This window comes from Erythrobacter sp. (assembly GCF_030066995.1).
Classification (GTDB): Bacteria; Pseudomonadota; Alphaproteobacteria; order Sphingomonadales; family Sphingomonadaceae; genus Erythrobacter.
In genome coordinates this window covers 251,362-277,299 of sequence record NZ_JASJAP010000001.1, presented here as the reverse complement: position 1 = coordinate 277,299, position 25,938 = coordinate 251,362, and the positions used below count along the sequence as shown (strand labels likewise).

General features: G+C 59.8%; 23 protein-coding genes, 1 tRNA gene and 1 other RNA gene. 12 read left to right on the top strand and 13 right to left on the bottom strand.

The window, feature by feature from the left end:
- The first annotated feature begins 75 nt into the window (after nt 1–75).
- Nucleotides 76–2,961 carry a Ti-type conjugative transfer relaxase TraA gene (gene traA / locus QNI87_RS01400; protein ID WP_300592945.1) on the top strand — a complete coding sequence of 962 codons (2,886 nt, stop codon included), beginning with the start codon at nt 76–78 and terminating at the stop codon, nt 2,959–2,961.
- A gap of 10 nt (nt 2,962–2,971) precedes the next feature.
- A complete protein-coding gene (locus tag QNI87_RS01395; RefSeq protein WP_300592942.1) occupies nt 2,972–3,730 on the top strand; it encodes a DUF6118 family protein in 759 nt (252 codons plus the stop codon).
- A gap of 137 nt (nt 3,731–3,867) precedes the next feature.
- Here the strand turns inward: QNI87_RS01395 and QNI87_RS01390 are convergent, their stop codons facing one another.
- Complete coding sequence (locus QNI87_RS01390; RefSeq protein ID WP_300592939.1) at nt 3,868–4,464, bottom strand: TetR/AcrR family transcriptional regulator; 597 nt, start codon at nt 4,462–4,464, stop codon at nt 3,868–3,870.
- 172 nt (nt 4,465–4,636) lie between these two features.
- Here QNI87_RS01390 and QNI87_RS01385 point away from each other — a divergent pair, with 172 nt between their 5' ends.
- The 6 genes from QNI87_RS01385 (at nt 4,637) to QNI87_RS01360 (ending at nt 10,176) form a co-directional block, all read left to right on the top strand.
- A complete protein-coding gene (locus tag QNI87_RS01385) occupies nt 4,637–4,924 on the top strand; it encodes a DUF1330 domain-containing protein (RefSeq protein WP_300592937.1) in 288 nt (95 codons plus the stop codon).
- Between the two features lie 12 nt (nt 4,925–4,936).
- Complete coding sequence (locus QNI87_RS01380) at nt 4,937–5,308, top strand: DUF1330 domain-containing protein (protein ID WP_300592934.1); 372 nt, start codon at nt 4,937–4,939, stop codon at nt 5,306–5,308.
- Nucleotides 5,309–5,369: 61 nt separating this feature from the next.
- A complete protein-coding gene (locus QNI87_RS01375) occupies nt 5,370–6,443 on the top strand; it encodes a haloalkane dehalogenase (protein ID WP_300592931.1) in 1,074 nt (357 codons plus the stop codon).
- Between the two features lie 30 nt (nt 6,444–6,473).
- Nucleotides 6,474–7,199, top strand: coding sequence for a DNA-3-methyladenine glycosylase I (locus QNI87_RS01370; RefSeq protein WP_300592928.1), 726 nt, complete (start codon nt 6,474–6,476; stop codon nt 7,197–7,199).
- Between the two features lie 526 nt (nt 7,200–7,725).
- Entirely contained in the window at nt 7,726–8,349 is a 624-nt protein-coding gene (locus tag QNI87_RS01365; RefSeq protein WP_300592925.1) for a SatD family protein, read from the top strand.
- An 861-nt stretch (nt 8,350–9,210) separates the two neighbouring features.
- A complete protein-coding gene (locus QNI87_RS01360) occupies nt 9,211–10,176 on the top strand; it encodes an MBL fold metallo-hydrolase (protein ID WP_300592922.1) in 966 nt (321 codons plus the stop codon).
- Nucleotides 10,177–10,362: 186 nt separating this feature from the next.
- Here QNI87_RS01360 and QNI87_RS01355 read toward each other — a convergent pair whose 3' ends face one another.
- Both QNI87_RS01355 and QNI87_RS01350 read right to left on the bottom strand, forming a co-directional pair.
- The gene (locus tag QNI87_RS01355) at nt 10,363–11,556 is read right to left on the bottom strand and encodes a site-specific integrase (RefSeq protein ID WP_300592920.1); all 1,194 of its coding nucleotides are present in this window, start codon (nt 11,554–11,556) and stop codon (nt 10,363–10,365) included.
- A gap of 196 nt (nt 11,557–11,752) precedes the next feature.
- Nucleotides 11,753–11,838: transfer RNA gene (locus QNI87_RS01350), tRNA-Tyr, on the bottom strand.
- A 205-nt stretch (nt 11,839–12,043) separates the two neighbouring features.
- Here QNI87_RS01350 and rlmB point away from each other — a divergent pair.
- Together rlmB and QNI87_RS01340 are read left to right on the top strand one after the other, a co-directional pair.
- On the top strand, nt 12,044–12,838 hold the full coding sequence (gene rlmB, locus QNI87_RS01345; RefSeq protein WP_300592918.1) for a 23S rRNA (guanosine(2251)-2'-O)-methyltransferase RlmB: 795 nt from the start codon (nt 12,044–12,046) through the stop codon (nt 12,836–12,838).
- Nucleotides 12,839–12,874: 36 nt separating this feature from the next.
- Nucleotides 12,875–13,777: a hypothetical protein gene (locus tag QNI87_RS01340; protein ID WP_300592915.1), complete on the top strand. Its 903-nt coding sequence runs from the start codon at nt 12,875–12,877 to the stop codon at nt 13,775–13,777.
- A gap of 100 nt (nt 13,778–13,877) precedes the next feature.
- Here QNI87_RS01340 and QNI87_RS01335 read toward each other — a convergent pair whose 3' ends face one another.
- Nucleotides 13,878–14,150, bottom strand: a complete 273-nt coding sequence (locus QNI87_RS01335) for an HU family DNA-binding protein (RefSeq protein WP_300592912.1) — start codon at nt 14,148–14,150, stop codon at nt 13,878–13,880.
- A 33-nt stretch (nt 14,151–14,183) separates the two neighbouring features.
- Here QNI87_RS01335 and QNI87_RS01330 point away from each other — a divergent pair, with 33 nt between their 5' ends.
- The gene (locus tag QNI87_RS01330) at nt 14,184–14,348 is read left to right on the top strand and encodes a hypothetical protein (RefSeq protein ID WP_300592908.1); all 165 of its coding nucleotides are present in this window, start codon (nt 14,184–14,186) and stop codon (nt 14,346–14,348) included.
- A 64-nt stretch (nt 14,349–14,412) separates the two neighbouring features.
- Here the strand turns inward: QNI87_RS01330 and lon are convergent, their stop codons facing one another.
- The 7 genes from lon to QNI87_RS01295 form a co-directional block, all read right to left on the bottom strand.
- Nucleotides 14,413–16,827: an endopeptidase La gene (gene lon, locus QNI87_RS01325; RefSeq protein WP_300592905.1), complete on the bottom strand. Its 2,415-nt coding sequence runs from the start codon at nt 16,825–16,827 to the stop codon at nt 14,413–14,415.
- A gap of 399 nt (nt 16,828–17,226) precedes the next feature.
- Nucleotides 17,227–17,568, bottom strand: coding sequence for a YbaB/EbfC family nucleoid-associated protein (locus tag QNI87_RS01320; protein ID WP_300592902.1), 342 nt, complete (start codon nt 17,566–17,568; stop codon nt 17,227–17,229).
- Between the two features lie 25 nt (nt 17,569–17,593).
- Nucleotides 17,594–19,387: a DNA polymerase III subunit gamma/tau gene (locus tag QNI87_RS01315; protein WP_300592899.1), complete on the bottom strand. Its 1,794-nt coding sequence runs from the start codon at nt 19,385–19,387 to the stop codon at nt 17,594–17,596.
- Nucleotides 19,388–19,439: 52 nt separating this feature from the next.
- Nucleotides 19,440–19,534, bottom strand: an RNA gene (gene ffs / locus QNI87_RS01310) — signal recognition particle sRNA small type.
- Nucleotides 19,535–19,568: 34 nt separating this feature from the next.
- Nucleotides 19,569–19,847, bottom strand: coding sequence for an ETC complex I subunit (locus QNI87_RS01305; RefSeq protein WP_300592896.1), 279 nt, complete (start codon nt 19,845–19,847; stop codon nt 19,569–19,571).
- 40 nt (nt 19,848–19,887) lie between these two features.
- Complete coding sequence (gene hrpB / locus QNI87_RS01300) at nt 19,888–22,314, bottom strand: ATP-dependent helicase HrpB (RefSeq protein ID WP_300592893.1); 2,427 nt, start codon at nt 22,312–22,314, stop codon at nt 19,888–19,890.
- Nucleotides 22,315–22,347: 33 nt separating this feature from the next.
- Entirely contained in the window at nt 22,348–23,358 is a 1,011-nt protein-coding gene (locus QNI87_RS01295) for a polyprenyl synthetase family protein (RefSeq protein WP_300592890.1), read from the bottom strand.
- A 69-nt stretch (nt 23,359–23,427) separates the two neighbouring features.
- On the opposite strand from QNI87_RS01295, the gene QNI87_RS01290 reads away from it, so the two are divergent.
- Nucleotides 23,428–23,772 (top strand): chorismate mutase, encoded by a 345-nt coding sequence (locus tag QNI87_RS01290; protein WP_300595276.1) that lies wholly within the window; start codon nt 23,428–23,430, stop codon nt 23,770–23,772.
- 16 nt (nt 23,773–23,788) lie between these two features.
- Here the strand turns inward: QNI87_RS01290 and QNI87_RS01285 are convergent, their stop codons facing one another.
- Together QNI87_RS01285 and QNI87_RS01280 are read right to left on the bottom strand one after the other, a co-directional pair.
- Nucleotides 23,789–25,114, bottom strand: coding sequence for a HAMP domain-containing sensor histidine kinase (locus tag QNI87_RS01285; RefSeq protein ID WP_300595275.1), 1,326 nt, complete (start codon nt 25,112–25,114; stop codon nt 23,789–23,791).
- 124 nt (nt 25,115–25,238) lie between these two features.
- Nucleotides 25,239–25,916: a response regulator transcription factor gene (locus QNI87_RS01280; protein ID WP_300592887.1), complete on the bottom strand. Its 678-nt coding sequence runs from the start codon at nt 25,914–25,916 to the stop codon at nt 25,239–25,241.
- Nucleotides 25,917–25,938: the final 22 nt, after the last annotated feature.

The following is a 25,938-nucleotide window of genomic DNA, read 5'->3' as shown; positions in this document are numbered from 1 at the left end:
ACAGGATTTTATCATGAGAGGGCGCGCTTATACGTCGTGCCGACGTGGCGTTTGGAGTGTAACTGGATTGCCGACATGGCAATCTTTCACTTCAGCGCAAAGGTCATCGGAAGGTCGAGCGGACGCAGTGCCGTGGCGGCGGCAGCCTATCGTGCAGGAGAACAACTGCACGATGAGCGGATCGACAGAACCCATGACTTCACCAACAAGGCAGGCGTCCTTCATTCCGAAGTGATGCTACCCAAAGGCGCACCCGAAGCCTTCACCGACCGCGCAACTCTGTGGAATGCGGTCGAGGCCGCCGAGAAGCGCAAGGATGCCCAGCTCGCCCGCGAGGTCGAGTTTGCTTTGCCGCGCGAACTGTCGAAGAAGGACAACATCAAGCTGGCGCGCGAGTTCGTGAAAGCCGAATTCGTCGAGAAAGGCATGATCGCCGATCTCAATGTGCATTGGGATATTGGGGAGGACGGCAAAGCCAAGCCACACGCACACGTAATGTTGACGATGCGCGAGGTCACTAGAGACGGCTTTGGCGCAAAGGTCCGCGACTGGAACAAGACCGCCCTCATTGAACAATGGCGCGGGCGCTGGGCCGATCACGTCAACCGGGCGCTGGCCGAACGCGACATCGATGCACGGATCGATCATCGGAGCCTGGAAGCGCAGGGGATTGCGCTGGAGCCGCAAGACAAGATCGGTCCCGCCGCCTCGCGCATTGGCGGACGCGGACTGGAAGCCGAACGGATCGAGGAACACCGCGCCATCGCCCAGCGCAATGGCGAGCGCATCATCGCCAATCCGGCTCTGGCACTGGATGCGATCACGCACCAGCAAGCGACGTTCACCAAGCGCGATCTTGCTGCCTTTGTTCACCGGCACAGCGACGGCAAGAAGCAGTTCGACAAGGCCTACAATGCGGTGCGCGCCTCGCACGATCTGATCACCTTGGGCCAAGACGGACGCGGGCAAGATCGGTTCACGTCACGCGCAATGATCGAGACCGAACAGCGGCTGCAACATGCAGCCGACACATTAGCCGCGCACACAAGACACAGCGTCAATGATGTCCAACGGAATGCCGCGTTCGCTAGAGCTTCGAGGCGCGGCCTGGTCCTTTCCGGCGAACAGAAATCCGCCTTCGAGCATGTCACCAAGAAGGACGGCCTTGCGGTTGTCGTTGGCTACGCCGGAACCGGCAAAAGCGCGATGCTCGGCGTGGCGCGTAAAGCATGGGAAAGCGCTGGCTACAATGTGCGCGGCGCTGCCCTCTCCGGCATTGCTTCCGAGGGGCTGGAGAACGGCTCCGGCATCGCGTCGCGCACCATCGCCAGCCTTGAGCATCAATGGGGCAAGGGACGCGAGAAGCTGACTGCTAAGGATGTGCTCGTCATCGACGAAGCGGGCATGGTCGGCACGCGCCAGATGGAGCGCGTGCTTTCCTATGCCGCTAGAAAAGGCGCGAAAGTTGTCCTGGTTGGCGACCAGCAGCAGCTTCAGGCCATCGAAGCGGGCGCGGCTTTCCGCGCGATCCACGAGCGCCACGGCGGGGTCGAGATCAGCGAGGTCCGTCGCCAGCTTTCGGCATGGCAGCAGGATGCAACCCGGCATCTCGCCACGGGCCGTTCTGGCGAGGCAATCCGGAGCTACGAGGAACGCGGCATGGCCCATGTCGCTGACACGCGAGAGGATGCACGAACGACGCTGATTGAGCGCTGGAATGAGGAGCGGCAAGCCAGCCCAAGCGGCAGCCGGATCATCCTCACCCACACCAATGACGAGGTGCGCGAGCTGAACCACATGGCGCGCGATAAGATGCGTGCGGCTGGAGCACTGGGTGCCGATGCCACGATCAAGGCGGCGCGTGGCGAGCGCCAGTTTGCGTCAGGCGACCGCATCATCTTCCTGCGCAACGAGCGCGGGCTTGGAGTGAAGAACGGGACACTCGGCACGGTCGCGATGGCCAGCGCGCAAAGCATGGCGGTGCAGACCGACGATGGCCGCGAAGTCGCGTTCGAGACCAAGGATTATGCCCACATCGATCATGGCTACGCGGCAACGATCCACAAGGCGCAGGGCATGACGGTGGACCGCGCCCATGTGCTCGCCACGCCGGGCATGGACAGCCATTCCGCCTATGTCGCCATGTCGCGCCATCGCGACGGGTTGGCGCTGCATTATGGCCGCGATGACTTCGCCGATCAGTCGAAACTTGTCCGCACGCTGAGCCGCGAGCGTGGGAAGGATATGGCGAGCGACTACAAGCCCGAGCAGGCTTTCGCCGAACTGCGGGGCATCCGCTTCCGCGAGCGGGTCATGGAGATGGTTCGGCAAGTGCCCGAACGCGCCAAATCGATCTTCGCAAACTTCCGTCCGCAGGCCCGCCAGCTCGAACCATTTCCAGCACAGGCAAGCACGCAGAACGACCAGCGCCGCGCGGTCGAACGTTACGCTCGCGCGCTTAGCGATATCGGCACGATGCAGGCCCAGGGCTTGCCCGTGCTCCCGCACCAGAAGGACGCGCTGGCAAAGGCCGGAAAGGCGCTCGATACGATCCGCCCCCATGCAGCCAACGATCTCGCCAAAGCGCTGGAGCGGCATCCTAAGCTGATCGCAGAGGCCGCTGGCGGGCGCAGCCAGGAAGCCATGCGCGCCATGCAGGACGAAGCCGCCGTGCGCACCGATCCGGCGCTGCGATCCGAGCGCTTTGTCAGTGACTGGCAGGGGCTGAGCACGGCACGCAAACAGCTTGAGCAGCAAGGTGATCGCGCGGGCGCTGCCCGCGTGTCGGCCAAGCAAAACGAACTGGCGAAGGGGCTTGAACGTGATCCGCAGGTCGAAGTCGTGCTGCGCGGCAAGGCCCGCGAACTTGGCATCGATCCAAAGCCCGAACGCAGCATCGCCAATGAACTCACCGCAACCCTCACCCGCGAGCGCACCCGCGCTTTCGACATGGGCATTTAGGAGAAACGACATGGAAGACGACCACATCGAAGAAGTGCAGCTGGACCTCGAAGTCGAGGAACCGCCCGCGCCGGGCTCGGAACCGGAGGCCGTGACGGAAACCGATCCGGCGACGGAAGCCTTCGCCCGTCTCGAAGGCGAAATGGCATTGGTGCGCCATACCGTCCAGAACATGGCCAGGGAGCGAGCCGACATCGTGATCCCGGACTACACTACTACGCTCAGCCAGATGGCCGATGAGCTGGCGCAAGTCTCCAAGACGTTAAGCACAATTGGCAGCAAGCCTGCTTTCGAACTGACGCCGGAAGACGTTGCAGTTCAGATCAAACGCGCCTCGAATGACATGCTGCGCGATACCAGCGACTTGCTTCGGCAGGGCCGCAAGGACTTCGACAGCGCCACCATGCAGATCAATGCGATTGCGGGGCGTGTCCGCGATGAGGCCGAACGAAAGCGCCAGGCTTGGCGCTTTGCAGGCGTTGGAGTGCTGGTCGGTATCCTGCTATGGTCGGTCCTGCCTGGCACCATCGCGCGCAACATGCCCGAAAGCTGGCATTGGCCCGAGCGGATGGCTCGCAAGACTCTAGGCGAACCGACCATCGTGGAAGCGGGAATGCGGCTTATCCAGACACAAAATCCGAAAGGTTTTGAAGAGCTGATGACGGCCCACAGTATACTGAGCGCAAACCGCGAGGCGCTGGATCGGTGCAAGGAGAAGGCGCATAAGAAGGAACGGTCGGTCAGTTGCTCAATAGAAATTTCGCCCTGACGCGTCCGCTGTACTCTTCTCTGAGATATTTCCTGCCATTCGGCTTCCGACCCAATTGCGGACATTCTCGGATGGTCCCGGTCGAGCTTAGTTAGGGGGTGATGGGTGGTTTTCGCCGAGAGCATAAGGGTCGCGCGCTAAGGGGCGGCCCATCCCCTGATGGTCCGAACGGCCGACTTTGCGAACCCTAGGCCTGCAGCGACCTTTCCGGCGTCTCTATTCATGAAGTTGATGGCAATCGTGGCGCCGACGACAAACTCAACCATCTCCGATGTCGGAACGTCGCGTAAGATAGCTCCTGACTGCTTAAGGCGATCAAAGTACGCCCTTAGAGTCGATCTGAGTTCCGCGTAGAATTCGTCAGTGCGTTCTTTCACTTTCTCGCTTGGGCGCGAGGAGTTCTCAATCACAGTGTTGAGAACAAGGCAACCATAGGGAAGGTAGCTGTCATCGGCTTCCTCCACGAGGCTCATTATGACTGCTTCGACAGCCGACAGATCCTGCCCTTCTCGAAGTGGCTCAAGGATGTAGCCGTCGCCATCAGCAAGGTATTGCTCCAGTGCGCCGAGAAGAAGGCCTTCCTTGCCACCAAACTGATTGTTGATCGCAAACCGGCCAAGGCCAGTCTTTTGCTCGATCCCACGAATACCAAGCGTATTATAGCCGTGCTTCCAGAACACCTTCTTGGCTAGCTCGATCGCTTCCTCGCGTTCGAATGATTTGGCTCGCGGCATGTGACTATCCTGTTGTCGCTCTTCACCCCTCGCCGATGCGAGAATTTTCGTCTTGCATTATAACCCGACGTTTGTAATTATCAATCCCGACAGATGTCGGGTTACATGGATGGGCAGGTTTTCCATCCCGTAGTCCGACCATAAATCAGAACGTCGAGAAGGAGCCGAAGCCATGAGTGCATTCGTCATCGCAAGAATTTCAATCAAAGACCCCGCCAAGTTTCAGGAGTATTCGCAAGGCCTTGGACCGACGCTGGCTCAGTTTGGCGGGAAACCAGTGGCACGGGGGAAGCTCTCTGAAGTTTTGGCTGGTGAGGCAGACCACATGATGGCCGCGGTCGTCGAGTTTGAGAGCTTTGAGAAGGCCGAGGCGTGGTCATCTTCAGAGGCCTATCAGGCACTGCGCCCCATTCGCGATGCAGCTGCAGATGTCTCGATGGCAATCTACAAAGCGGGTTGAGAGGAGCGCATTATGAAGAGTCTATTTTTAGCATTTGCATTCGCACTAATCAGCTTCGCTTCGCCAGCCGTTGCGCAAGAGGAGAATCCTGCTGCAGCCATCGTCGTCGCGACAGTCGCTATCGAAGATCCAGTAAAGTTCCGCGAATACGCGGCGCAGGCGCAAGCCACGCTTCGCGAATTCGGCGGTGCGCCTGTCGTTGGTGGAAGGCTTGCAGAGACGCTGGCCGGTGACGCGAATCACGGCCTTATCTCTGTAGTCAGGTTTGCGTCGGTTGAGCAGGCTTTGGCTTGGTATCGTTCGGAAGCGTACCAAAGCCTTGTCCCCCTTCGCCAACAGGCCGGGACCGTGACCTTGCGCATCTATGCGGTGCCAAATTCCTAAACCCGAGCCAGCCCTTCTGAGAGATGCAGTAGGCCAGATGACGCAAGAGGAAACCCGAGTGATGAGAGAAACCAAAAAGCAATCGACCGACCGCTGGCTTGGAACTGCATCGGCCACCAACGAGAAGTTGCGGTGGCCACTCCTTCTCGGCGCGGCGGCCCTTCTTTCAGGCTGCGCTTACAGCGAGACTAACCTGAGCAGCGCTCCATCCGATCAAACTATCGCCGCGACTGATGAGGATACAATTTCCGCATCATTCCCATTCGAAAAGAAGGCTATTCAGGTTAACGGACACAAGATTGCATATGTCGATGTGGGCGAAGGGCCGGTTGTGCTCTTCATTCATGGCAACCCGACTTCATCTTATCTTTGGCGCAACGTCATTCCGTACGTATCTGACAACCATCGGGCGATCGCGATTGATCTGATTGGCATGGGGGATAGCGAGCAGGCTGATATTGGATACACTTTCGGCGATCACGCGGCATACGTCGATGGCTTTATTCGCGAACTGGGCCTCGAGGATGTCACGCTCGTGGTGCATGATTGGGGATCGGTCCTCGGGATGCGTTACGCGCGCCTCAATGAGGACAATGTTCGTGCAATTGCCTTTATGGAAGCCGTTATGCCTCCGGCCTTTCCGGCTCCTAGCTATGAAGCAATGGGTCCAGAACTCGGCGAGGTCTTCAGAAACTTTCGAACCGACGGTGTCGGCGAGGAGATGGTCCTGGAGAACAACTTCTTCGTCGAGCAGATGCTTCCAAGCTTGGTTATACGCGGTCTCACGCAGGAAGAGCTAGAAGCGTATCGCGCGCCATTCATGACGCCAGATAGTCGTCGCCCCACTCTGCAATGGCCCCGTGAAGTTCCGATCGGTGGCGAGCCAGCAGAGGCGACCGCAGCTGTTTTGGCAAACGGCGAATGGATGACCCAGACCGATAAGCCGAAGCTGTTCGTTCGGGCGGAGCCAGGGACGCTTACGCCACCCCCAGTTATTGCGTATTATGAGGCGAATTTCTCCAATATGGAGACGCGAGTGGCGGGACCGGGCCTGCACTTCTTTCAAGAGGACAGCCCTCACGGGCTTGGCCGCGCGCTCTCCGATTGGCTTGACCGGCTGCCATCCGAGGAATGATGGATGACGCTAGCGATAGACAACACGCTCATGCAGTTCCGCAATCTCCAGGCCGCCGCCGTCGAAAGGAAAGGCGGTCAAGGCGCTCTTGATGCGTTAATGCCGAGGGTAAGGACAAAGACTGAGCTTGCGGAGTTGTCGGACGATCTTGTCCTCGCCTGCATGACCAAGGTCGTGAACCGCGTGCAGTTCAGCTGGGAGGTGGTGGAAAAGAAGTGGTCTCAGTTCGAAGAAGCTTTCCTCGTCTTCAACGTTGATGCGCTTACAGGGCTTTCAGATGAGGAATGGGACGCATACGCTCACGACAAGCGGATTGTTCGAAGTGGGCCGAAGATCAGAGCCACACGCAGCAATGCCTATTTTGTGGCCGATGTTGCCGAGAGATATGGCTCATTTGGCCAATTTCTCGCCGGTTGGCCAAGCGATGATCAGATTGGGCTGATGGCTCATCTCAAGAAATGTGGTGGAAGGCTAGGCGGGCAGACAGGGCAATGGGTCCTCAGAATGGTGGGTTGGGACGCATTCGTTCTGACGCCAGATGTCGTGTCAGCGCTCAAATATGCTGGCTGCGACATCGCCGAAAATCCCTCTTCAAAACGCGATTTGGCGGCAATCCAATCTGCGTTCAACGCTTGGCACGAGCAGTCTGGGCTTCCCTACGCGCATATCAGTCGCACGGTTGCTTGCGCCGTCGGTGAAGACTTGGACAACGAGCATATCATCGACCAGGCCAAGCGCTTCTTTGAGACAAACTGACTGGAGCAGCAGTTCGAAGGTGATCCAGTCGTCATCGGCGAAATTTGATGGTGCTCTACGTCGCAACCTCTCTCGCAAGCTAATTATGATTGACTGCAGGCATATGAGATATGTCAGCTTTCACCCCCAGAATGCGACGTTTACCGATGACGCGAACTGGGCCGATTGCGGACTGTCCCCTTTTGAATGGTGAAGGCTTAGAAGCTGCCATTCAGCTTACGACCCAATTGCGGATGTTGGCAGGCCGGCAGCCTTGCGCCCACGGCTAAGACGTAGCGATCCGAGATTTTATGTCCAAGAGCGGAGAATCTCCGAGGCTCGTGCGACTAAGGGGAACACTCATAGTCGTCTCCTAATTCGATCCTGTGGCGCAGAACCCAAGCACCCTTGAACCATGGCGCAAAGATCGGGCCTACGCATCTTTTGACCCAAAATTGGGCTAATGGTTGACCTTGACCCATTTCAGGGTCATTAAGTGCAAATGACCCTCAAAGACCGAGACGAATGGCATTCATATGCGATCCTAATGGGAGACATAGTTGGAAGCGAAGCTGCTGCTTCGCCGTCACAACTCCATGACATCCTCAACAAGGTTGTCACGCAACAGAATAAGCATCACGCATCAACGATCGCCTCACCACTTACGATCACCCTGGGAGACGAATTTCAAGGCCTTGTTGAGACGCTTGCCGACGGCGTCACTCTTATGCGCACAATACGCTTAGAGCTACTAAAGCAGGGTGTAGAGTGCCGCTTCGCATTGGGACTAGCAAGGCTTGAAACACCAATTAACCGCAAGCGAGCCTGGAACATGATGGGACCGGGACTCGCTGATACTCGTGCCATCCTCGATGAAAAACGTTCGGATAATCTTTATCGCTTCTTTATACCCAATCGTCCAGCAATCCAGTTAGCCCTAGAAGCCCTAGGAGCCACCCTGACCGCCATAGAGAAAGGATGGACCAAACAACAGCTAAACGATATCACTCAACTACTTGGGGGTCTGAGTGTAGACGAAGTTGCACGGCATCGGCAAGTTTCGGCCCATAGTGTCTACAAGGTGCGAAGCTCCGGAAATTTTGATCTCTATGCCAGGCAATGGAATGCAATCGTGGAGCTACTCAAGAGTATTGATAAAGGGCTCGAATGAAATTATGTCGCCCGCATTACATGTTGTTCTGTATACGCTTGCAGCCTTCCTTTTACTAGGGACAGTTGGTAATTGGGCCTGCAAGGGTCTTTTTTGCGCTACAGGCCTGCAAAACGATCCGACAAATACTACGGATATAGCTAGGGCTGGTCGAGTTATCGGCTGGCTCGAACGCATTATGCTGTCAGTTGGGATCATTTCGGGAAGCTTGGAAATTGTTGCCGCTGTAATCGCGCTAAAAACTGTAGCTCGCTTTAAGGAGCTCGATGACCAAGCAACCGCAGAATATTTTCTCGTCGGTTCGCTTTTTAGCCTCCTCTGGGCATTACTGATAACTGGCGTTTGGCTACAATACGATAGTCACATAGGCGAAAACGTTAGCAGTGAACTCAGAACAATTTTAACACCCAGCGAGGTGCCAAGCAGCCCTGTTAGCGCCTAGTCCCGTCGGGCGAGCTGGCCAGAACAATCGAACAGATTCCGGAATGAGGTAGCGAGACAATGGCCGTACGATGCGAATACGTTGGAGCCCCACCCATCACCTTTTGAAAGCTTCGCCGTGACCCGTAGCACCGTCATAGCAAATGGACCCGATTGAAGTCGGAGTCGATTGAGGTACGGCAATTGGATGCTCATCCGCCTCGCCAGAGTAGAAAAGCCGGAAGGCCTGAGCTTACGTGTGGTTAGCGGTCTCTTTGTCTGCCAGAGACCAGCTCGCGTTGGACTGACAGCACTCGTTCGTGTTTCACTTTCAGGTCGAACTACAGCCACCCATGAAAGGCTTGTCATCGAACGCAACTTTGATTTCTATGTGATGGATACATGCAAGCGGCGTAGTGGCGAGCATAGACGGGGGTGAGCATGCAGATCCGGTTTTGGGGAACGCGAGGGTCTCTACCCGTTGCACCTCCTGCTTCCATATATTCGGACAAGATCGCGGATGCCTTGCTTCAAGCAAGCGGACGAACTTTTGTAGATAAACAAGCGGCGCTCAATTTTGCACGCGACGAACTCAAATTCGCTGTTGGTCAAGGCTATGGTGGTGCGACCAGCTGCGTCGAGGTGGACGCCGGAAGAGGAGCCTTTGTAGTGTGCGACATGGGGTCAGGCTTGCGTGAGTTTGGCTTAGATACACTTCGCCGACTGGCTGGCTATCAGCGGCCAAAGGAATGGCATTTCTTTCTGTCGCATCTCCATTGGGACCACATCATGGGATTCCCGTTTTTCACACCAGCATCTGTAGAAGGCGCGAAAGTTATCATCCATGCAGGGCATGTCGATGCCGAAGAGGCGCTTCGACGGCAGCAGGAGAGAATCTCGTTCCCCGTCCCGTTTGAGTGGCTCAAAGCGGATATTGAGTTTTGCACTCTAACGCCCGGCACCGAGTATCAGGTCGGTGAATTGACAGTGGGATTGATCGATCAAGCTCACAGCCATGTAAGCTACGGCTACCGCTTCCGAGACGCGCAAGGAAGCACTGTGGTTTATTCGACGGACGCAGAATACAAGATCGACAAGATGGGCCAGGAGTCAGCCATGGTCGACTTCATGGCAGGGGCTGATCTCGTCATTGCCGACACAATGTATTCACTCGCCGACAGCGTTTCGATCAAGGAGGATTGGGGCCACTCATCCAACATCGTCGCCGTGGATCTGTGCCATGAGGCGGGTGCCAAACGGCTAGCGCTGTTTCACCACGAGCCAACCTACTCCGACGCCGATATCCAGCGAATGCATGACGAGACGATCCGATATGAAGAGCTGACTCGCAGCGGCTCAGAGCTTGAAGTAATATGCTCCCACGATGGCCTTTGCGTCGAAATCTAAATGCACCTGAGAAGAAGGGTAGGGCAAGCATAATCTAAAAAGCCAGAAAGCCTGACCGTCCTAATATTCTCCCGTCAGCCCTGAGTCCGCTTTCACCCCCAATTCCGGTCGTAGGGCTTTGGCAACCGACCTTCCCAAAAGCGGTCATCTGAGCTTGCAGTCGGTGCGCATGAGTGGCCGGCGATCTTACGGCTTCGTGGAACTCGTCCCAGTACAATATCTGCCCCAAGCTTCCATCAGCTCCACCCGTGCACCGGGATTATCCGGCGTGCCAAGATAGGTGGTGCGGCGATAAGCTGCTTGGACCGCGTCCGGAGTCTTATGCGCCAGCGCCGCTTCGACCACCGCATTGGGGAAGCCTTCGTTGGCAGCCCAGTCGGTAAAGCTGGAGCGGAAACCGTGGACGTGAAACGGTTCCTGCATGTCGCGCATGACCTTGAGCAGCGTCATGTTGGACATCGCCTTGCCGGTCATGCCGGGGAAGACCACTTCGGCACCCTCAAGACGCATTGCGTCCGCCTTCACAAACACCGCCAGAGCTGCCTCTGACAGCGGCACAATGTGCGCCCTGCTGCGCTTCATATGTTCGGCTGGGATTGTCCAAAGGCGCTGGTCCAGATCGAATTCGTCCCATTTCGCGAGCCGCACTTCCTGCGAGCGAACACCAGTCAGAATGAGAAGGTCCAGCGCAAGGCGCGAATATGATGGCTTGCGCCGCAGCGCGGTCAGGAACGAAGGAACGGCGACGTATGGCATCGCCTTGCGGTTGGTCGGTTTCTTGACCTGCCTGGGCAGCCCTCGCCCCGCCTTCAGACTGCTATTGCCCGATGGAGCCTCGGTCGAGCGCCAACCCTTGGCGTGGGAGTAGTCGAGCACCGCGCAAATCCGGTTGCGGACCTGGCGGGCGGTTTCGGGGATTTCCTGCCAGATCGGCGTAAGGACGGAGATGATGTCGGCAGCGGTGATCCCGCCGGTCGTCATGTTGCCCAGCTTCGGGAAGGCGTAGTTCTCCAGACTGGCGAGCCATTGGCGACCGTAAACATCGCTTTTCCAGCCTGCCTCGTTCTCAGAATGATACTGAGTAGCCGCTTCGCGGAAGGTGACTTTGGCTGCTTCCTCGTCCTTCCTCTCCGTCAGCACGTCGCGCTTCTCGACCTTTACGGCCTTTCGCAACTCCGCCGCTTTGGAGCGCGCTTCCGCGAGCGTAACCAGCTTCGCACTTCCAAGACCAATGTCCTGTCGTTTGCCATCGCGTTGGAGACGCAAAAGCCAGGAAGCCGCACCAGTTTTTCCAACTTTCAGGAAAAGACCGTCACCATCCTGATAAGTGCCTTGATTCGCCAAAGCGGCCTTGACCGCCACCGCTGTAAGTTTGCCCATTCTCGTTCCCCACATTTCTGGAGGCCAATTGAGAGAGCCGGAGTGTGGGGAAGCCTACTTTCCTCCCCACACCTTCCCCACACTCACTGCCGGTTGCAGGCAAATAACAGCGAACAGGGGCGGCCATCGGAAGGCAGAATACCCTTGGTTTTCTGGGATTTCTAGGGCTTTTCGGGGATGTGCTGAGAAAGGGCGGTGGTGGACAGGGCTGGATTCGAACCAGCGTACGCTTGCGCGGGCAGATTTACAGTCTGCTGCCTTTAACCACTCGGCCACCTGTCCACACGACACGTCGCGAAGGAGCGATTGGAACGCTTGGGCGTCGTGCCAACCGAGCGCGGGACAGGCGCCTAAACACCCTACCCCGTTCGCCGAGAGGCGCGCTTTGGCGAACCGAGCCTTGCCTGTCAATGGGGCGGCTGGCAGTGGAGCGCCATTATTCACGATGCGCGGCGTCCGAGCGCATCTTTTGCACAGAGGGGATCGAATGGCCAAGGGAGAGAGAAAGCGTGCGCTGCGAGGGCGCGCGGGGCGGATGAAGGGCGGCCGCGGATCGGGCCGCGCCACCGCCGGCCATGTGCGTCTGTGGGGCCGCCACCCGGTCGAAGCCGCTCTCAAGAACCCCCGTCGCCAGCACCGCAAATTGTGGGCGACACGCGAGGGAATCGAAACCTTGGACGGCGATTTGCCGCCCGACTTCCCGGTTGAATACGCGGATGTTCAGGACCTTGCGCGGCTGGTCGCCAAGGACGCGCCGCATCAGGGCCTCGTGCTGGAATGCGAACCGCTGGATGCAACCTTTCTCGATGAGATTGCCGATGGCGATCCTACACGGCCAATCGTCGTGCTCGATCAGGTGACCGATCCGCACAACGTTGGAGCCATCCTGCGCTCCGCTGCGGCTTTCGGAGCGGCGGCTATCGTGACGCAGGACCGCCACGCGCCGCCCGAAGGAGGCGTCCTCGCGAAATCGGCCTCGGGCGCATTGGAGACGGTGCCCTGGGTGCGCGTGGTCAACCTCGCGCGCGCCCTCGATGACCTTGCGGATGCGGGCTATTGGCGCATTGGGCTTGCCGGCGAAGCGAAGGAAACGCTTGCGGATGCGCTCACCAGCGGACCGGTCGCGCTGGTGCTGGGAGCCGAAGGCGAAGGCATACGACAGAACATCGCGCACCATTGCGACGCGCTTGCCAGATTGCCTATCACCTCGGATATCGAGAGCCTGAATGTATCCAACGCGGCGGCTGTGGCTCTTTACGCCGTGGCAACCCGGAGCGGTTAGAACGGGCTGTGATGCAAACCCTGGGGGGATGTAACTATGTACGCGCCGACTGAGATCCGCCGCCCGCTGCGTGCGCTGGCCGCCGCCACGCTGGCGAGCCTTTCGCTGCTTTTGACGGGATGCTTCATCACGCCGGGCAAGTTCGTATCAGAGCTTGAGCTGGGACCGGATCGGGGCTTCACATTCTCATACGAGGGCGAGATCTTCTTCCTTGGGCTCTCGCAACTGGCGAAGATGGGAGAGGCGACGAAAGAATTCGAACCAGAGCCATGCTACATAGATGGCACGTTCGAGGAGCGTCAATGCACCAGCAATGAGCTGGAAGGCCAGCGCGCCGCTTGGGAAGCGAATGCCGAAAAACGCGCCGCCGAAGCCGCGCAGCAGGCCGAGCAAATGTCGGCCTTGCTGGGAGGCATCGACGCCGACGATCCCGAAGCGACGGCCAAGTTTGTCAAGCTGATCGAGCGCCAGAAGGGCTGGGACCGTGTCGTGGACAAGGGCAACGGCGTCTTCGACGTGAGTTATCGACTGGAGGGCAAGCTTACGCACGAGTTTCTGTTCCCGCTGATCGAGGATGTGCCCACCACCAATCCCTTCGTCCAGATCTTCCTGCGCGATGGCAATCTGGTGCGGGTCAATGCTCCGGGCTTCTCCCAGCAGAATGACGACAATCCGTTGGGCGCGATGATGGGCGGCCTTGCGGGCATGGCTGGGTTGGCCGCGCTTTCGCCGGAAAGCTCCGAGGCGGGCAACGAGACTATGCCCGACGTGCCCGCACCCGAAGGCACTTTCACGATCGTCACTACCGGCGGAATGGCCATTCGCGCGAACAACACCGATGAAGGCGCCAGCGCGACGGGGACGGGCGAGAAGCTGACCTGGGAAATCGGTCCGCGCTCCAAGGCCGCACCGACAGCCCTGATTGACCTCGGCCAGTAAGCCCGGCCCAGCTTCCGATGGAAAGACCCCGCCGACCTTTATGGACCGGCGAGGTCAGAATAGCTCAGCGCGAGGCGCGGCGCCGACAAGGCGGATTTGATTAGTTCACCGCGTCTTTGAGGCCTTTGCCGGCCTTGAACTTGGGCTGGGTTGAGGCCGGAATGTTCATCGGCTCGCCGGTGCGCGGGTTGCGCCCGGTCGAGGCCTTACGCTTCGCCACGGAGAACGTGCCAAATCCAACCAGTCGCACTTCATCGCCACCCGACAGCGCCTTCGTGATCGAGTCAAAAACGCTTTCAACGGCGTTCGACGCATCGGTCTTCGAGAGGCCGCTTTTCTCAGCGACGGCACTGATCAGATCGTTTTTGTTCATTCGTGGTTCCCCTCAATTTGATGCGGTGAGTTTATGGGTGAATCGGCTTTGCCAGAAGAATCAGAGTGCACGCGTTTCCGGGCCGCTGTCAAAGACAATTCGCAGCGGAAATGGCGGTTTGCAGCCATTCTTGGCGCTTTTGTGATGAAATTCGACGCGCTCGACAGCAAGCGCCGGGAAACATTTGCGCACGCGTGAAAGGACGAGCCGAGCCCAGCGACCCGCTCTTCCCCTCCAATCGAAGAAGAATTCGTTCAGCCGATTAGTGCGCGGTAGCCGCGCCTGACCCCGTCGAGCCCTCGCCCGCCTGTGCGCCGGGCTGGCTTGCCAGGTCGTCCGCCTCGCTCCACTCAATCGGCGTCGGCATATCGGTAAGCGCACGCTCCAGCACCTCATCGACATGCGCGACCGGAACGATGTCCAGGCCATCCTTGACGTTGTCGGGTATCTCAGCGAGGTCCTTCACGTTCTCCTCAGGGATGAGCACGGTCTTGATCCCGCCGCGAAGCGCCGCGAGCAGTTTTTCCTTGAGACCGCCAATGGCCAGCACCCGCCCACGCAAGGTAACCTCCCCGGTCATGGCCACATCGGGCCGCACATGCGCGCCGGAGAGTGTCGATACAATGGAGGTCACCATCCCGATTCCCGCGCTCGGCCCATCCTTGGGCACCGCGCCTTCGGGAAGGTGGATATGAACGTTGCGCCGCTGGAACAGGCTCGGCTTGATACCGTATGCGGGCGCGCGCGACTTCACGAAGCTGAAAGCAGCCGCGACGCTCTCGGTCATCACTTCGCCCAGTTTACCTGTGGTCTTGATCTCCCCCTTGCCTGGCGTCGTCACGCTTTCAATCGTCAGCAGCTCGCCACCCACGCTCGTCCAGGCAAGCCCGGTGACAGCGCCGATTTGCGCCTCTTCCTCCGACGTGCCGTGCTTGAATTTGCGCACGCCAGCAAAGTCGCCCAGGTTTTCGGGCGTGATCGAAACGCTGCTCGCCTCTTTCTCCAGAATCTTGCGCAGGGACTTGCGGCACAGCCGCGCAATCTCACGCTCCAGCGTGCGCACACCTGCCTCACGAGTGTAATAGCGAATGAGGTCGCGCAGGCCCTTTTCGGTCAGCTCGAACTCGCCGTCCTTCAGGCCATGTTCCTTAATCTGCTTGGGCAGTAGGTGGCGCTTGGCGATTTCGACCTTCTCGTCTTCCGTGTAGCCTTCAAGCCGGATGATCTCCATCCGGTCGAGCAGCGGCTGCGGCAGGTTGAGGCTGTTCGCCGTGGTCACGAACATGATGTCGCTGAGATCGAGATCGAGTTCGAGGTAGTGGTCCTGGAATTTGTCATTCTGCTCAGGGTCCAGCACTTCGAGCAAGGCGGAGGCCGGATCGCCGCGGAAATCCTGGCCAAGCTTGTCAATCTCGTCGAGCAGGAAGAGCGGATTGCTTGTGCCCGCCTTCTTGAGGTTGTTGACGATCTTGCCCGGCATAGAGCCGATATAGGTCCGTCGGTGACCGCGGATCTCGGCCTCGTCGCGCACGCCGCCGAGCGACTGGCGCACAAACTCGCGGCCCGTCGCCTTGGCAATGGACTTGCCAAGCGAGGTCTTGCCCACACCCGGAGGGCCGACAAGGCACAGGATCGGACCTTTGAGTTTGTTGGTGCGCGCCTGCACGGCGAGATATTCGATGATCCGGTCCTTGACCTTCTCAAGCCCGTAATGATCGGCGTCGAGCACCTCCTGCGCCTTGGCGATGTCTTTCTTGACGCGGCTCTTCTTGCCCCAGGGCAGGCCAAGGAGAACGTCAAGATAGTTGCGCACCACGGTCGCCTCAGCGCTCATGGGCTGCATGCCCTTGAGTTTCTTTAGCTCGGCGGTCGCCTTTTCCTTGGCGTCCTTGGAAAGCTTGGTTTTCTCGATCTTTTCGGTCAGCTCGGCGATCTCGTCGAGGTCATCGCCATCGCCGCCGCCCAGTTCGCTCTGGATCGCCTTCAATTGCTCGTTGAGATAGTATTCGCGCTGGGTCTTCTCCATCTGGCGTTTGACGCGCCCACGGATCTTGCGCTCGACCTGCAGCACGGAAAGCTCGCCCTCCATAAAGGCCATGACCAGTTCCAAGCGCTTCAAGGGACTTGGCTCGGTCAGTAGCGCCTGCTTGTCGGAAACCTTGGCGCTCAGCGCGGCAGCGATCGTGTCCGCCAATTGACCGGCGTCGTCCACGTCCGAAAGGTCTCCGCTGGACTTGTCGCCATCATCGCTCATTTTCTTGTTGAGCTTGGCGTATTCGCTGAATTGCTCAACGACCTGGCGCATCAGCGCGGTGACTTCGCTGCCGGCCACCGTTTCGGGTTCGATCAACTCGACATCGGCCATCACGTAACCGTCCCGAGTCGTCAGCTCAGACAGCCTGGCGCGGTGCGTGCCTTCGACCAGAACGCGCACGGTGCCGTCTGGCAGCTTCAAGAGCTGAAGAACCTGCGCCACCACGCCGGTGTCGTAGAGGTCCGTGCCTTCGGGATCGTCGGTGCTGGGGTCAAGCTGCGCGAGCAGGAAAATGTCCTTCGAGGCGTCCATAGCCGCTTCGAGCGCGGCCACCGACTTTTCGCGGCCCACAAACAGGGGCACGACCATGCCGGGAAAAACGACAATATCGCGCAAAGGGAGAAGAGGGAACTGTTCGGTCATATTCATACATCCATAGCCGCCATTTGAGCGTGCCTTTGAAAGGAATATGGGTAGCGCTACCTAGCCTCGCAATGGTGCGCGCCAGGAAGCTGTGGATGCTCGTTGGTTCGGATGTAAAGCAACTCGCTTTAAAGTCTCCTGAAGCCGACCTGGGTTTAGTCGTTGACTACCTGACTCTTCAGCCAGCTCGCGCGAGCTTGAATCAAGGTCTCTTCGTTTGCTTCCCCTGCAAAAGTAGGATCAGCGCTCTGGACAGGGTCATCCTCCTATCCACAGACTTCACAGACTTCACAGACTTCACAGAGCTCTTAACCACCCAGCTCCGAAATGGTCAACTTGGAGCAACAAGGGCACGGATGAAGCTTTGTGTCCTTTGCCATTCTATATCCGGATAACGCCTTACCCCATACCCGGCAGGTTAAACCCCGGCGGCAGGCCCATTGAACCCTGCATTTCCTTCATCTGCTCCGCCGACACTCGGTCCGCCTTGTCGCGCGCGTCGTTAAAGGCGGCGGTGACTAGGTCTTCGACGATGCCCTTCTCTTCGGGCTTCATAAGGCTGTCGTCGATCGAAACGCCGAGGATGCGGCCCTTGGCGGTGGCGCGCACGGTGACGAGGCCTCCGCCCGCCGTCCCCTCGACCTCGATCGCGTCGAGCTTCACCTGCATGTCGTTCATCTGCTTCTGGATCGATTCCGCAGCCTGCTGCGCGGCTTGCATCATTTCTTCCATGCTCTTCATGGCTTGGGGCTCCTGATTCTCATCTTCATGGTGTGCCGGAAACCGAACGCTTTGCGGGCGCGTCTTCAGATGCCGGCGGGGTTTCGATCAACTCTGCATCCGGAAAGGCGGCAAAAGCGGCCTTCACAAGCGGATCGGACAAGGTTGCCTCGCGCTGCGCCTTGGCCTCGGCTTCGGCTTGTTCACGCAGAGTTGGCGCGCCTTCTCCGTCACCCTTTTCGACCTGCCAGCGCTTGCCGGTAAACTTGAGCAAGGCCTCGCGCACATCGGGGCCTGGATCATCGGGAAAATCGTCGGCCCGGCTGTATATTAGGCGCTGGGGTGCGAGTTCAAGAACGCGCACGCGCGAACGCATGATTTCGGCAGCGTGCATTTGGCCCGCCTGATCGATTTCCTCGACGAGCTGTGCCCAATTGAGCTCGGCTGATTCAGTGGTCGAAGCGGTGGGATGGTCGGCGGATGAAGCGCGATCGGCCACTGGCTTAGCCGCGGCTCCGGCGCCGATCTCCTCGATGCGGCGCGCGAGGCTGCCGGGATCGGGCATGTCGGCGGCGTGCAGCACGCGCAGCAGCGCCATTTGCAGCGCAACCAGCGGATCGGGCGCGGCGCGCACTTCCTCGTGACCCTTCAGAAGCAATTGCCAAAGGCGATGGAGTTGTCCCGCGCTCAGCCGCTCGGCGAATTCAGCAAGCGCCCTGCGCTCCTCTTCGCCCGGCGCATCCGGCTCAGCGCCCGAGACTTGTGCAACCGTGATCTTGTGAACAAGGTCCATAAGCGCGCGCATCAACGCAAGGGGCTCAACACCGAGCGCGTATTGCTCATCGACGCCGACCAGCAAAGCCTGTGCGTCGCCTTGCAAGATATCCTCAAGAACTCTGCGCTGCGCGCCCTTATCGGCAAGGCCAAGCATCTGGCGCACACGTCTGGCTGTAATTGCCTTTGAGGTTTCCAGATCCGCATGCGCGATTGCCTGATCCAGGATCGAGAGCCCGTCACGCGCCGAGCCTTCCGCCGCGTTGGCAATGATGCGCAGGGCTTCGTCCTCCGCTTCCACGCCTTCGGCCCTGCATACATTGGCGTAATGCTCGGTAAGGAGGCTCGCCGGAATGCGCCGCAAGTCAAAGCGCTGCGTGCGGCTAAGCACGGTCACTGGCAGTTTTTCGACCTCGGTGGTGGCAAAAAGAAACTTCACATGCGCTGGCGGCTCTTCCAGCGTCTTAAGCAACGCGTTGAAGGCGTTGCGCGAGAGCATGTGCACCTCGTCGATGATATAGATCTTGAAGCGCGCCGAGACCGCCGCGTAGCGTACCGCGTCGATGATTTCGCGAACGTCGTCGACACCCGTGTTGGAGGCGGCGTCCATTTCGATGACGTCGATGTGGCGTCCCTCGGCGATGGCGACGCAATTCTCGCACACTCCGCACGGATCAATTGTAGGGCCACCTTTCCCGTCCGGGCCGATGCAGTTCAAAGCCTTGGCAATCAGACGCGCGGTCGAAGTCTTGCCCACCCCGCGCACCCCGGTCATCAGGAAGGCGTGCGCCAGCCGGTCGCGCTCGATCGCGTTGGCGAGCGTACGGACCATCGGCTCCTGGCCAACAAGCTCGGAAAAGGTCTGCGGGCGGTATTTGCGTGCCAGCACACGGTAGGGTTGAGCCGATGGCTTGCTGTCCGCGCTCATTGGCTCTGGCGCTGGCTCCTGCACCGGTTCGGGCGGCGCATCTCCAAACATGGAGTTTTGCCCAGCCGCTTCCAGCTCAGCGGCGCTGGGGGCGGTCTCTTCCTCGGTCTCGGGCAGATCAGGATCGGAATCGGTCACAGATCAACGCTAGGCCCTATTGGCCCATTTGTCATGACGCCGATTGCGAGAACGAAGAGGAGCCGAGCGACCCGCCGCAATTCACCTGGGCTGCTTCCTTCCGGACCTGACCCGGTGAGCGAACGCAAACGTCCACCCGACTCCCGACACAGCATATGGCGAGGCGGCCGGCAAAAATCAATCAGCGAAAATTATCGGCATAGGACTGCAGCTTGAGCCTTTTGGTTGGCGTTGCGTGCACCCGTGCCACAACACCATGCTTCTCGGCGTAAGCTTTGGCGGCCTCCTTGGTCGGAAACGTCAGTTTCACTTGCGATTGGGTGTCACCACTTCCCGTCCAGCCCATAAGCGGGTCAGGGCGGCGCGCCTCGGATTGCTCGAACTCAAGCACCCAGGTGTCGGTCTTCGCCTTGCCCGATTGCATAGCGCTCTTGGGTATCTGGTAAATTAACGCTGCCATGGCTCTTTGATCCCTTTGCGCGGCCGCCAATAATCGAATCTCAGCCGCGATTGAAGGCGTTTTTCGTCTTCAGGCTCGGCTTTTCGAGCCATGGCCTGTCGGGCCAGCGATGCTTGGGATACCGGCCCTTCATGTCCTTTGCCACATCGGACCAGGAGCCACGCCAGAAGCCAGGCAGATCGCGTGTCGATTGAATGGGGCGACCAGCGGGGCTCGTCAACTTTAGCAATAACGGCGTCGAGCCGATCATGGGGTGCCGGTCGAGGCCAAAGAGCGCCTGTACGCGGACTTCTGCACTTGGCGCATCGTCGCCAGTGTAGTCGATCGGATGCCGAGTGTTTGCTGGCGAGCTAAAGAACGCAGGCGCGCTCTGTTCAAAGGCCTGACGCGTGTTCCAGTCGAGGAGCCCAAGCGCCGCCTCGACGACCTGCTTAGGGTCGACATTCAGGTCTCGCCTCCCCTCAAGAATAGGCGTTAGCCACAATTCGGCGTTGGAGGAGAGCGCGTCAGGCAAAAGCGCCTGAACACCGGCGAAACGCGCTCGATCCAGAAATCCGGCGGGAAACAGCTCTGCCAGTCGCTCGCGCGCCTTCTGCAAGAGGGTGTCCAATATGACCGAATTATCAGGCTCACCATCAGGGTCTGACGAAAGCACAATCGCGCCCAGCCGCCGCTCGCGGCGCATTTCAACGCGGTTCTTCTCGGCGTTCCAGTTGGCCACGGATCGCTCGCCCAGCTTGGCCTTGAACAGCCGCTCGATCTGCGCGCTGCTGAGCTCAACCCCTCCCGTGATCCGCGCCGAACGGGCCGCACCCTGAGCATCGCCAATCACCATCCATTCCGCCCGCGCCAACGGGGAAGCGGGGTCCAGAGTGAAGCCGCGACCACCCACGCTCAGCCAACGCTCGCCCTTCGCATCGCGCCGCCGGGCAACGAAATCGGGCCGCGCGAGCGCCAAGGCTTCGGCCGGATGCTCAATCGCGCTGTCCATGTCGACCGCTAGCTTCTGCGCTCGCTCGCTCCAGCCTCGCGCGATCCGTCGCGCGGTGTCCGCCCGACGCGAAGTCTCGCTGCGCCAGCGCGAGAGCCGCTGGAGCAGATCTTCGCTTCGTCCACCAAGGCCCCGCTCTTGCAACAGCATGACCAGTTCTGCAGTCTCAGCCGCTAATCCGGCCTGGCCCGCGTGCAGAAGCGCTGCGGCTTCGTGCGCCGCCATGGGCATGGAAACAATCGCCTCGCCAAGAGCGGTGATACGGCCAGCTGCGTCGATCGCGCCCATCGCCTCAAGGTTGGCTCGAGCGGCGGCAATCGAGGCCTCAGGTGGTGGATCGAGCCAGGACAGGCTGACAGGATCGTGCGTTCCCCATCGCGCGAGGCGCAAGGTTAGCGCGGTCAGGTCAGCCGTCTCGATCTCGGGCGGCGCGAATTCCGGACGCCCCGCGTGACCGGCTTCCTCCCACAGACGATAAACGACGCCTGGACCCTGCCGCGCGGCGCGTCCAGCTCGCTGCGCTGCGGCCGCCTGACTGGCTCGTCGCGTCACCAACTGCGTGGTCCCCGCCGCTCGATCGAATTCGGCGTATCGCGCCAACCCACTGTCCACCACATGCGAAACGCCATCCAGGGTGATCGAGGTCTCGGCGATCGAGGTGGCAAGCACGACGCGGCGCCGACCATGGGGGTCACGGCGGATAGCGGCGCGCTGCCCTACGGGTTCAACTTGGCCGTGCAACGGGAGAATGAGAGCGTCGGGCAAACGCTCCAAAAGCCGTTCGCGCGTCCGTTCGATCTCGCGCACGCCGGGCAGAAAGGCTAGGATATCGCCTTGCGAGGCGCGCCACGCATGCATGACCCCAGCCACCACCTGCGCTTCTGTCGATTTCGAAGGGTCGCTCCCAAGCCATTCAATTTCAAACGGATAACTGCGGCCTGCGCTTTCGATAGTCGCAGCGCCTTCTCCAAGCAGCCGAGCAAAACGCGCGCCATCAATCGTGGCCGACATTACCAGCAAGCGCAGATCCTCGCGCAGCACCGCCCGACTTTCAAGCGCCAAGGCCAGAGCAAGATCACTTTCGAGATGCCGCTCATGCGCCTCATCAAACAGGATGGCCGATACACCGGGCAATTCCGGATCGGCCACCAACCGGTTGACGAGAATGGCCTCCGTCACGATCCGAATGCGTGTGCGAGCCGATAGCTTGCTATCCATCCGGGTCTGGTATCCGACCGTCTCGCCCGCCTTTTCACCCAAGAGCTCCGCGATGCGTTCAGCGGCCGAGCGGGCCGCCACACGGCGCGGGGAAGTCAGGATGACTTCGCCTGTGCACCACGGCTCTGCGAGCAGAGCGGGAGCGACCGCCGTGGTCTTGCCCGCTCCCGGCGGTGCGATGAGGACGGCCGCGCCGTCTTCGCGCAAGCTGTCGCTGACTTTTGGAAGAACAGCCCTGATGGGAAGATCGGCGCTCATGACCGGTCGAATAGCGACTAGAATTTGGCTTGCTCAATAGCCTCGAGCAACCGCGAACTCAGCCGCTTCTCCCATGGCGCGGCGCGCTTTGCCGTCGGGGAAAATGGAGATCGCATCGATTGCCCTTTGAGCAAAATGCCGTGCCCTCGCCCGAGTGTCTTCGACCGCGTTGTGCTTCTTAATGAGCGCGATCGCGTGAGCCAGATCGTCATCCGACGTGCGATGGCCGATGATGGCATCCTTCCAGAACTTGCGTTCGTCTGCATCGCCGCGCGCGTTGGCGAGGATCACCGGCAATGTCATCTTCCCTTCGCGAAAGTCATCGCCCTGGTCCTTGCCCATCTCGGCCGCGTCCGAATCGTAATCGATCGCGTCATCGACAAGTTGGAAAGCCACGCCAAGGTTGCGGCCAAAAGCTTCGAGCGCGCGCTCTTGTTCTTCGCTGCATTCGGCAACGACCGCGCTGATCTGACTGGCGGCCGCAAACAATGCTGCGGTCTTGGCGCCGATGATGTGCAGGTACCGCTCTTCGCTGGTTTCGATCTGGCGCTGCGCGGTGAGCTGCGATACCTCGCCCTCGGCGATCACAGCGCTCGCCCGGCTCAGGATGCTGAGCACGCGCAAGGATCCGTCTTCGGTCATGAGCTCGAACGCGCGGCTGAAGAGGAAATCGCCAACCAGCACTGTAGCAGGGTTGCCGAACACGATGTTGGCCGCCGCCTTGCCCCGGCGCAACTCGCTGCCGTCGACCACATCGTCATGAAGAAGCGTCGCCGTGTGGATAAACTCTACCGCCGCCGCCAGTTTGTGATGGCGTTCCCCCTTATAGCCGACCAGTTCGGCACCAGCGAGCGTCAGCATGGGCCGCAACCGCTTCCCCCCGCCCGAGATAAGATGACCGGCAAGCCGCGGAATAAGTGGGATTTCGCTCTGCATTCGGTCAAGGATGACCGAGTTGACCGAATTCATCCCCGTTGCGGTCAACGAAAGCATGGGCTCAAGCGAAGGCCGTTTGCGCGGCAGGGGGACGACGTCAGCGCTCATTATGATGAAAGCCTTAGGGGCGCGGTCAAGCGCTTGGCAAGCTCTCAATTGCTGCGTATTTGCAAGGCTATGGCGCATGAGACGCAAACCCCATCACCCGCATCGGTTGCCAATGCGCCCACCGATGAAAGCGAAGCCGACCCGGTTCTCGCGGTCTATCGCAAGAGCATCGACAACATTGATGCCGCGCTGATTCATATGCTCGCCGAGCGGTTTCGGATTACGCAAGCTGTGGGCGAGTACAAAGCGAAGGTCACCCTGCCGCCAGCCGATCCCGACCGCGAGAAGCGTCAGATCGCGCGCCTTCGAGCGCTTTCCGAGGCGGCCGATCTTGATCCGGAATTCAGCGAGAAATTCCTGCGTTTCATCATCGACGAGGTGATCCGCCACCACGAAAGCGCGCGCGGGAAGTGAGCCGGAACTCCGAACTTTAAGCTCTGGGCAGGCTCAGTTCCACAAGGAGCCCGCCCAGATCCTCGCTCTCATCGAGTCGCGCGGAGCCGCCGTAAATCTCAACCACATCGCGTACGATCGAGAGCCCAAGCCCGGTGCCCGGCTTGCCGGTATCCAGCCGGGCGCCGCGACCGAAGATGCGTGTGCGTTCGGCCTCGGGAATGCCCATGCCGTCATCCTCTATCCAGATCAGGCATTGCTTCGATCCCGGCTCCGCGTCGATCGTCACGAACACGCTGCCCCCGCCGTATTTCGCGGCATTTTCTATCAGATTCCCGAGAATCTCATCCAGATCCTGTCGCTCAATGGCGACCATGGCCTCCCGATTACCGGCGATATCGAAACGGACATTCGGATACAGCCGTTCCACCGCCCGCTCCACGGCCTCAGCGCTAGAGTGCACGCTTGTGCGCGCGTGCCCGACAGCGCGGCGCCCCAAGGCGCGGGCCCGGGCAAGGTGGTGATCGACGTGCCGTTGCATCGCGCGGGTTTCGCGAAACACCGCCGTTGCAATATCGGGATCATGGGCCGTGGCTGCGTTCGTGAGGACGGTCAGCGGAGTTTTGAGGGCGTGCGCCAGATTGCCCGCGTGCATGCGCGCTTCCTCAGCCTGCCGCTCAGTGTGGTCGAGCAGCGCGTTGACTTCCTCTACCAAAGGCTGAACCTCTGCGGGCAGCGGCTCGGTAATCCGGTTATCTCCGGTCGTTCGAAGCTTCGATATAGCCGCGCGCACCCGCCGCAAGGGCGACAGGCCGTAGCGAATCTGAAGCATGGCCATGGCGATCAAGCCGAGCCCGAGTACGGCGAAGCTCCAAATCAGGATCAGCCGGATATTCTGCAACTGTTCGGTGGTTTCTTCCTGTGTGCTGGCAACTGCGAACGTCCAGCGCGTCTCGCTGCCGGGCAAGACCACCGTACGCTGCACGATCCGCAGCGGTTCGTCGGGAAACTGGTCCGAATCGTAGAAGATCGGCCCGTTCGGGAATTCGCCATCCGGTCCAACGACGTCGCGCAGTTCCAGCTCTCGATCCCAGAGGCTGCGCGAGGGATAGGGAAGCGAGGAGCCGCCACTCACCTGCCAATAAACCCCGCTTCCCGGCTCGAGGAAGCGCTGATCGCCTAGCCGCAACTCGAAATAGACATCGCCCAATGGATCGATCTCCGCCGACGAGATCATCGCGGTCAGGATGTATTCGAGTTGCTCGTCAAAGTTGTCCTGGACCTGTCCTTCCAGGGTCCGGTCGAGCGCAAGCCCGCCACCCAACAGCAGAACCATGATCCACCCGGTCGCGATAAGCCCCATCCGCCGCGCCAGACTGCCTCGAGGATGATCCTCGGCGACGGCGTGGGTGTGTTTGTCGCTTTCAGCAGGGTGCGCCGCGTCTCCGCCGGACACGGGCGCAACCGTCACCGGTTCTGGCGCGTCCTCACGCTCTGGGGGCGTCTGCCGGGTCGTCGAGGCTGTAACCGAGGCCACGGATCGTCGTTATCACTTCTGCGCCAAGTTTCTTGCGGATACGGGTGACAAAGACCTCAATCGTGTTGGAATCGCGATCAAAGTCCTGATCATAAATGTGCTCGATCAGCTCTGTCCGGCTGACGACCTTGCCCTTGTGGTGCATCAGGTAGGAAAGCAGCTTGTATTCCTGCGCGGTCAGCTTCACCGGCTCCCCGTCGAGCGTCACCCGGCCCGAGCGTGTGTCCAGCCGGACGTTGCCGGCGGTGAGCTCGGACGACGTGTTACCCGAGGCGCGACGGATCAGCGCGCGCAAGCGGGCGATAAGCTCTTCGGTTTGGAAGGGCTTGGCAAGGTAATCGTCCGCGCCCGCATCAAGCCCGGCGACTTTGTCGGACCAGCTGTCGCGTGCGGTCAGCACCAGCACGGGGAAGTTGCGCCCCTCTTTGCGCCACATACCCAAAACGCTCAAGCCGTCGATCTCAGGCAAACCAAGGTCGAGGATACAGGCGTCGTAATCCTCTGTGCTGCCAAGGAAATGGCCGTCTTCACCGTCGGTCGACAAATCCACCGCATAGCCGGTTTGCTCAAGCGTCGATTTGAGCTGCTGGCCAAGCGTGGGTTCGTCTTCAACTATCAGGATTCGCATGATTCCCCGTCAGATATTGCTT

Excerpts from the sequence above, each read along its gene's own strand:
- QNI87_RS01330 (WP_300592908.1), top strand. The coding sequence starts at position 14,184 with ATGGGTGAATCGGCTTTGCCAGAAGAATCAGAGTGCACGCGTTTCCGG.
- QNI87_RS01370 (WP_300592928.1), top strand. The coding sequence starts at position 6,474 with ATGCAGTTCCGCAATCTCCAGGCCGCCGCCGTCGAAAGGAAAGGCGGT.
- QNI87_RS01360 (WP_300592922.1), top strand. The coding sequence starts at position 9,211 with ATGCAGATCCGGTTTTGGGGAACGCGAGGGTCTCTACCCGTTGCACCT.
- QNI87_RS01340 (WP_300592915.1), top strand. The coding sequence starts at position 12,875 with ATGTACGCGCCGACTGAGATCCGCCGCCCGCTGCGTGCGCTGGCCGCC.
- QNI87_RS01320 (WP_300592902.1), bottom strand. The coding sequence starts at position 17,568 with ATGAAGAGCATGGAAGAAATGATGCAAGCCGCGCAGCAGGCTGCGGAA.
- QNI87_RS01385 (WP_300592937.1), top strand. The coding sequence starts at position 4,637 with ATGAGTGCATTCGTCATCGCAAGAATTTCAATCAAAGACCCCGCCAAG.
- QNI87_RS01335 (WP_300592912.1), bottom strand. The coding sequence starts at position 14,150 with ATGAACAAAAACGATCTGATCAGTGCCGTCGCTGAGAAAAGCGGCCTC.
- QNI87_RS01295 (WP_300592890.1), bottom strand. The coding sequence starts at position 23,358 with ATGAGCGCTGACGTCGTCCCCCTGCCGCGCAAACGGCCTTCGCTTGAG.
- QNI87_RS01305 (WP_300592896.1), bottom strand. The coding sequence starts at position 19,847 with ATGGCAGCGTTAATTTACCAGATACCCAAGAGCGCTATGCAATCGGGC.
- QNI87_RS01380 (WP_300592934.1), top strand. The coding sequence starts at position 4,937 with ATGAAGAGTCTATTTTTAGCATTTGCATTCGCACTAATCAGCTTCGCT.
- QNI87_RS01375 (WP_300592931.1), top strand. The coding sequence starts at position 5,370 with ATGAGAGAAACCAAAAAGCAATCGACCGACCGCTGGCTTGGAACTGCA.
- QNI87_RS01285 (WP_300595275.1), bottom strand. The coding sequence starts at position 25,114 with ATGGGGCTTATCGCGACCGGGTGGATCATGGTTCTGCTGTTGGGTGGC.
- QNI87_RS01290 (WP_300595276.1), top strand. The coding sequence starts at position 23,428 with ATGGCGCATGAGACGCAAACCCCATCACCCGCATCGGTTGCCAATGCG.
- QNI87_RS01395 (WP_300592942.1), top strand. The coding sequence starts at position 2,972 with ATGGAAGACGACCACATCGAAGAAGTGCAGCTGGACCTCGAAGTCGAG.
- hrpB (WP_300592893.1), bottom strand. The coding sequence starts at position 22,314 with ATGAGCGCCGATCTTCCCATCAGGGCTGTTCTTCCAAAAGTCAGCGAC.
- QNI87_RS01390 (WP_300592939.1), bottom strand. The coding sequence starts at position 4,464 with ATGCCGCGAGCCAAATCATTCGAACGCGAGGAAGCGATCGAGCTAGCC.
- QNI87_RS01355 (WP_300592920.1), bottom strand. The coding sequence starts at position 11,556 with ATGGGCAAACTTACAGCGGTGGCGGTCAAGGCCGCTTTGGCGAATCAA.
- QNI87_RS01280 (WP_300592887.1), bottom strand. The coding sequence starts at position 25,916 with ATGCGAATCCTGATAGTTGAAGACGAACCCACGCTTGGCCAGCAGCTC.
- traA (WP_300592945.1), top strand. The coding sequence starts at position 76 with ATGGCAATCTTTCACTTCAGCGCAAAGGTCATCGGAAGGTCGAGCGGA.
- QNI87_RS01365 (WP_300592925.1), top strand. The coding sequence starts at position 7,726 with ATGGGAGACATAGTTGGAAGCGAAGCTGCTGCTTCGCCGTCACAACTC.
- rlmB (WP_300592918.1), top strand. The coding sequence starts at position 12,044 with ATGGCCAAGGGAGAGAGAAAGCGTGCGCTGCGAGGGCGCGCGGGGCGG.
- lon (WP_300592905.1), bottom strand. The coding sequence starts at position 16,827 with ATGACCGAACAGTTCCCTCTTCTCCCTTTGCGCGATATTGTCGTTTTT.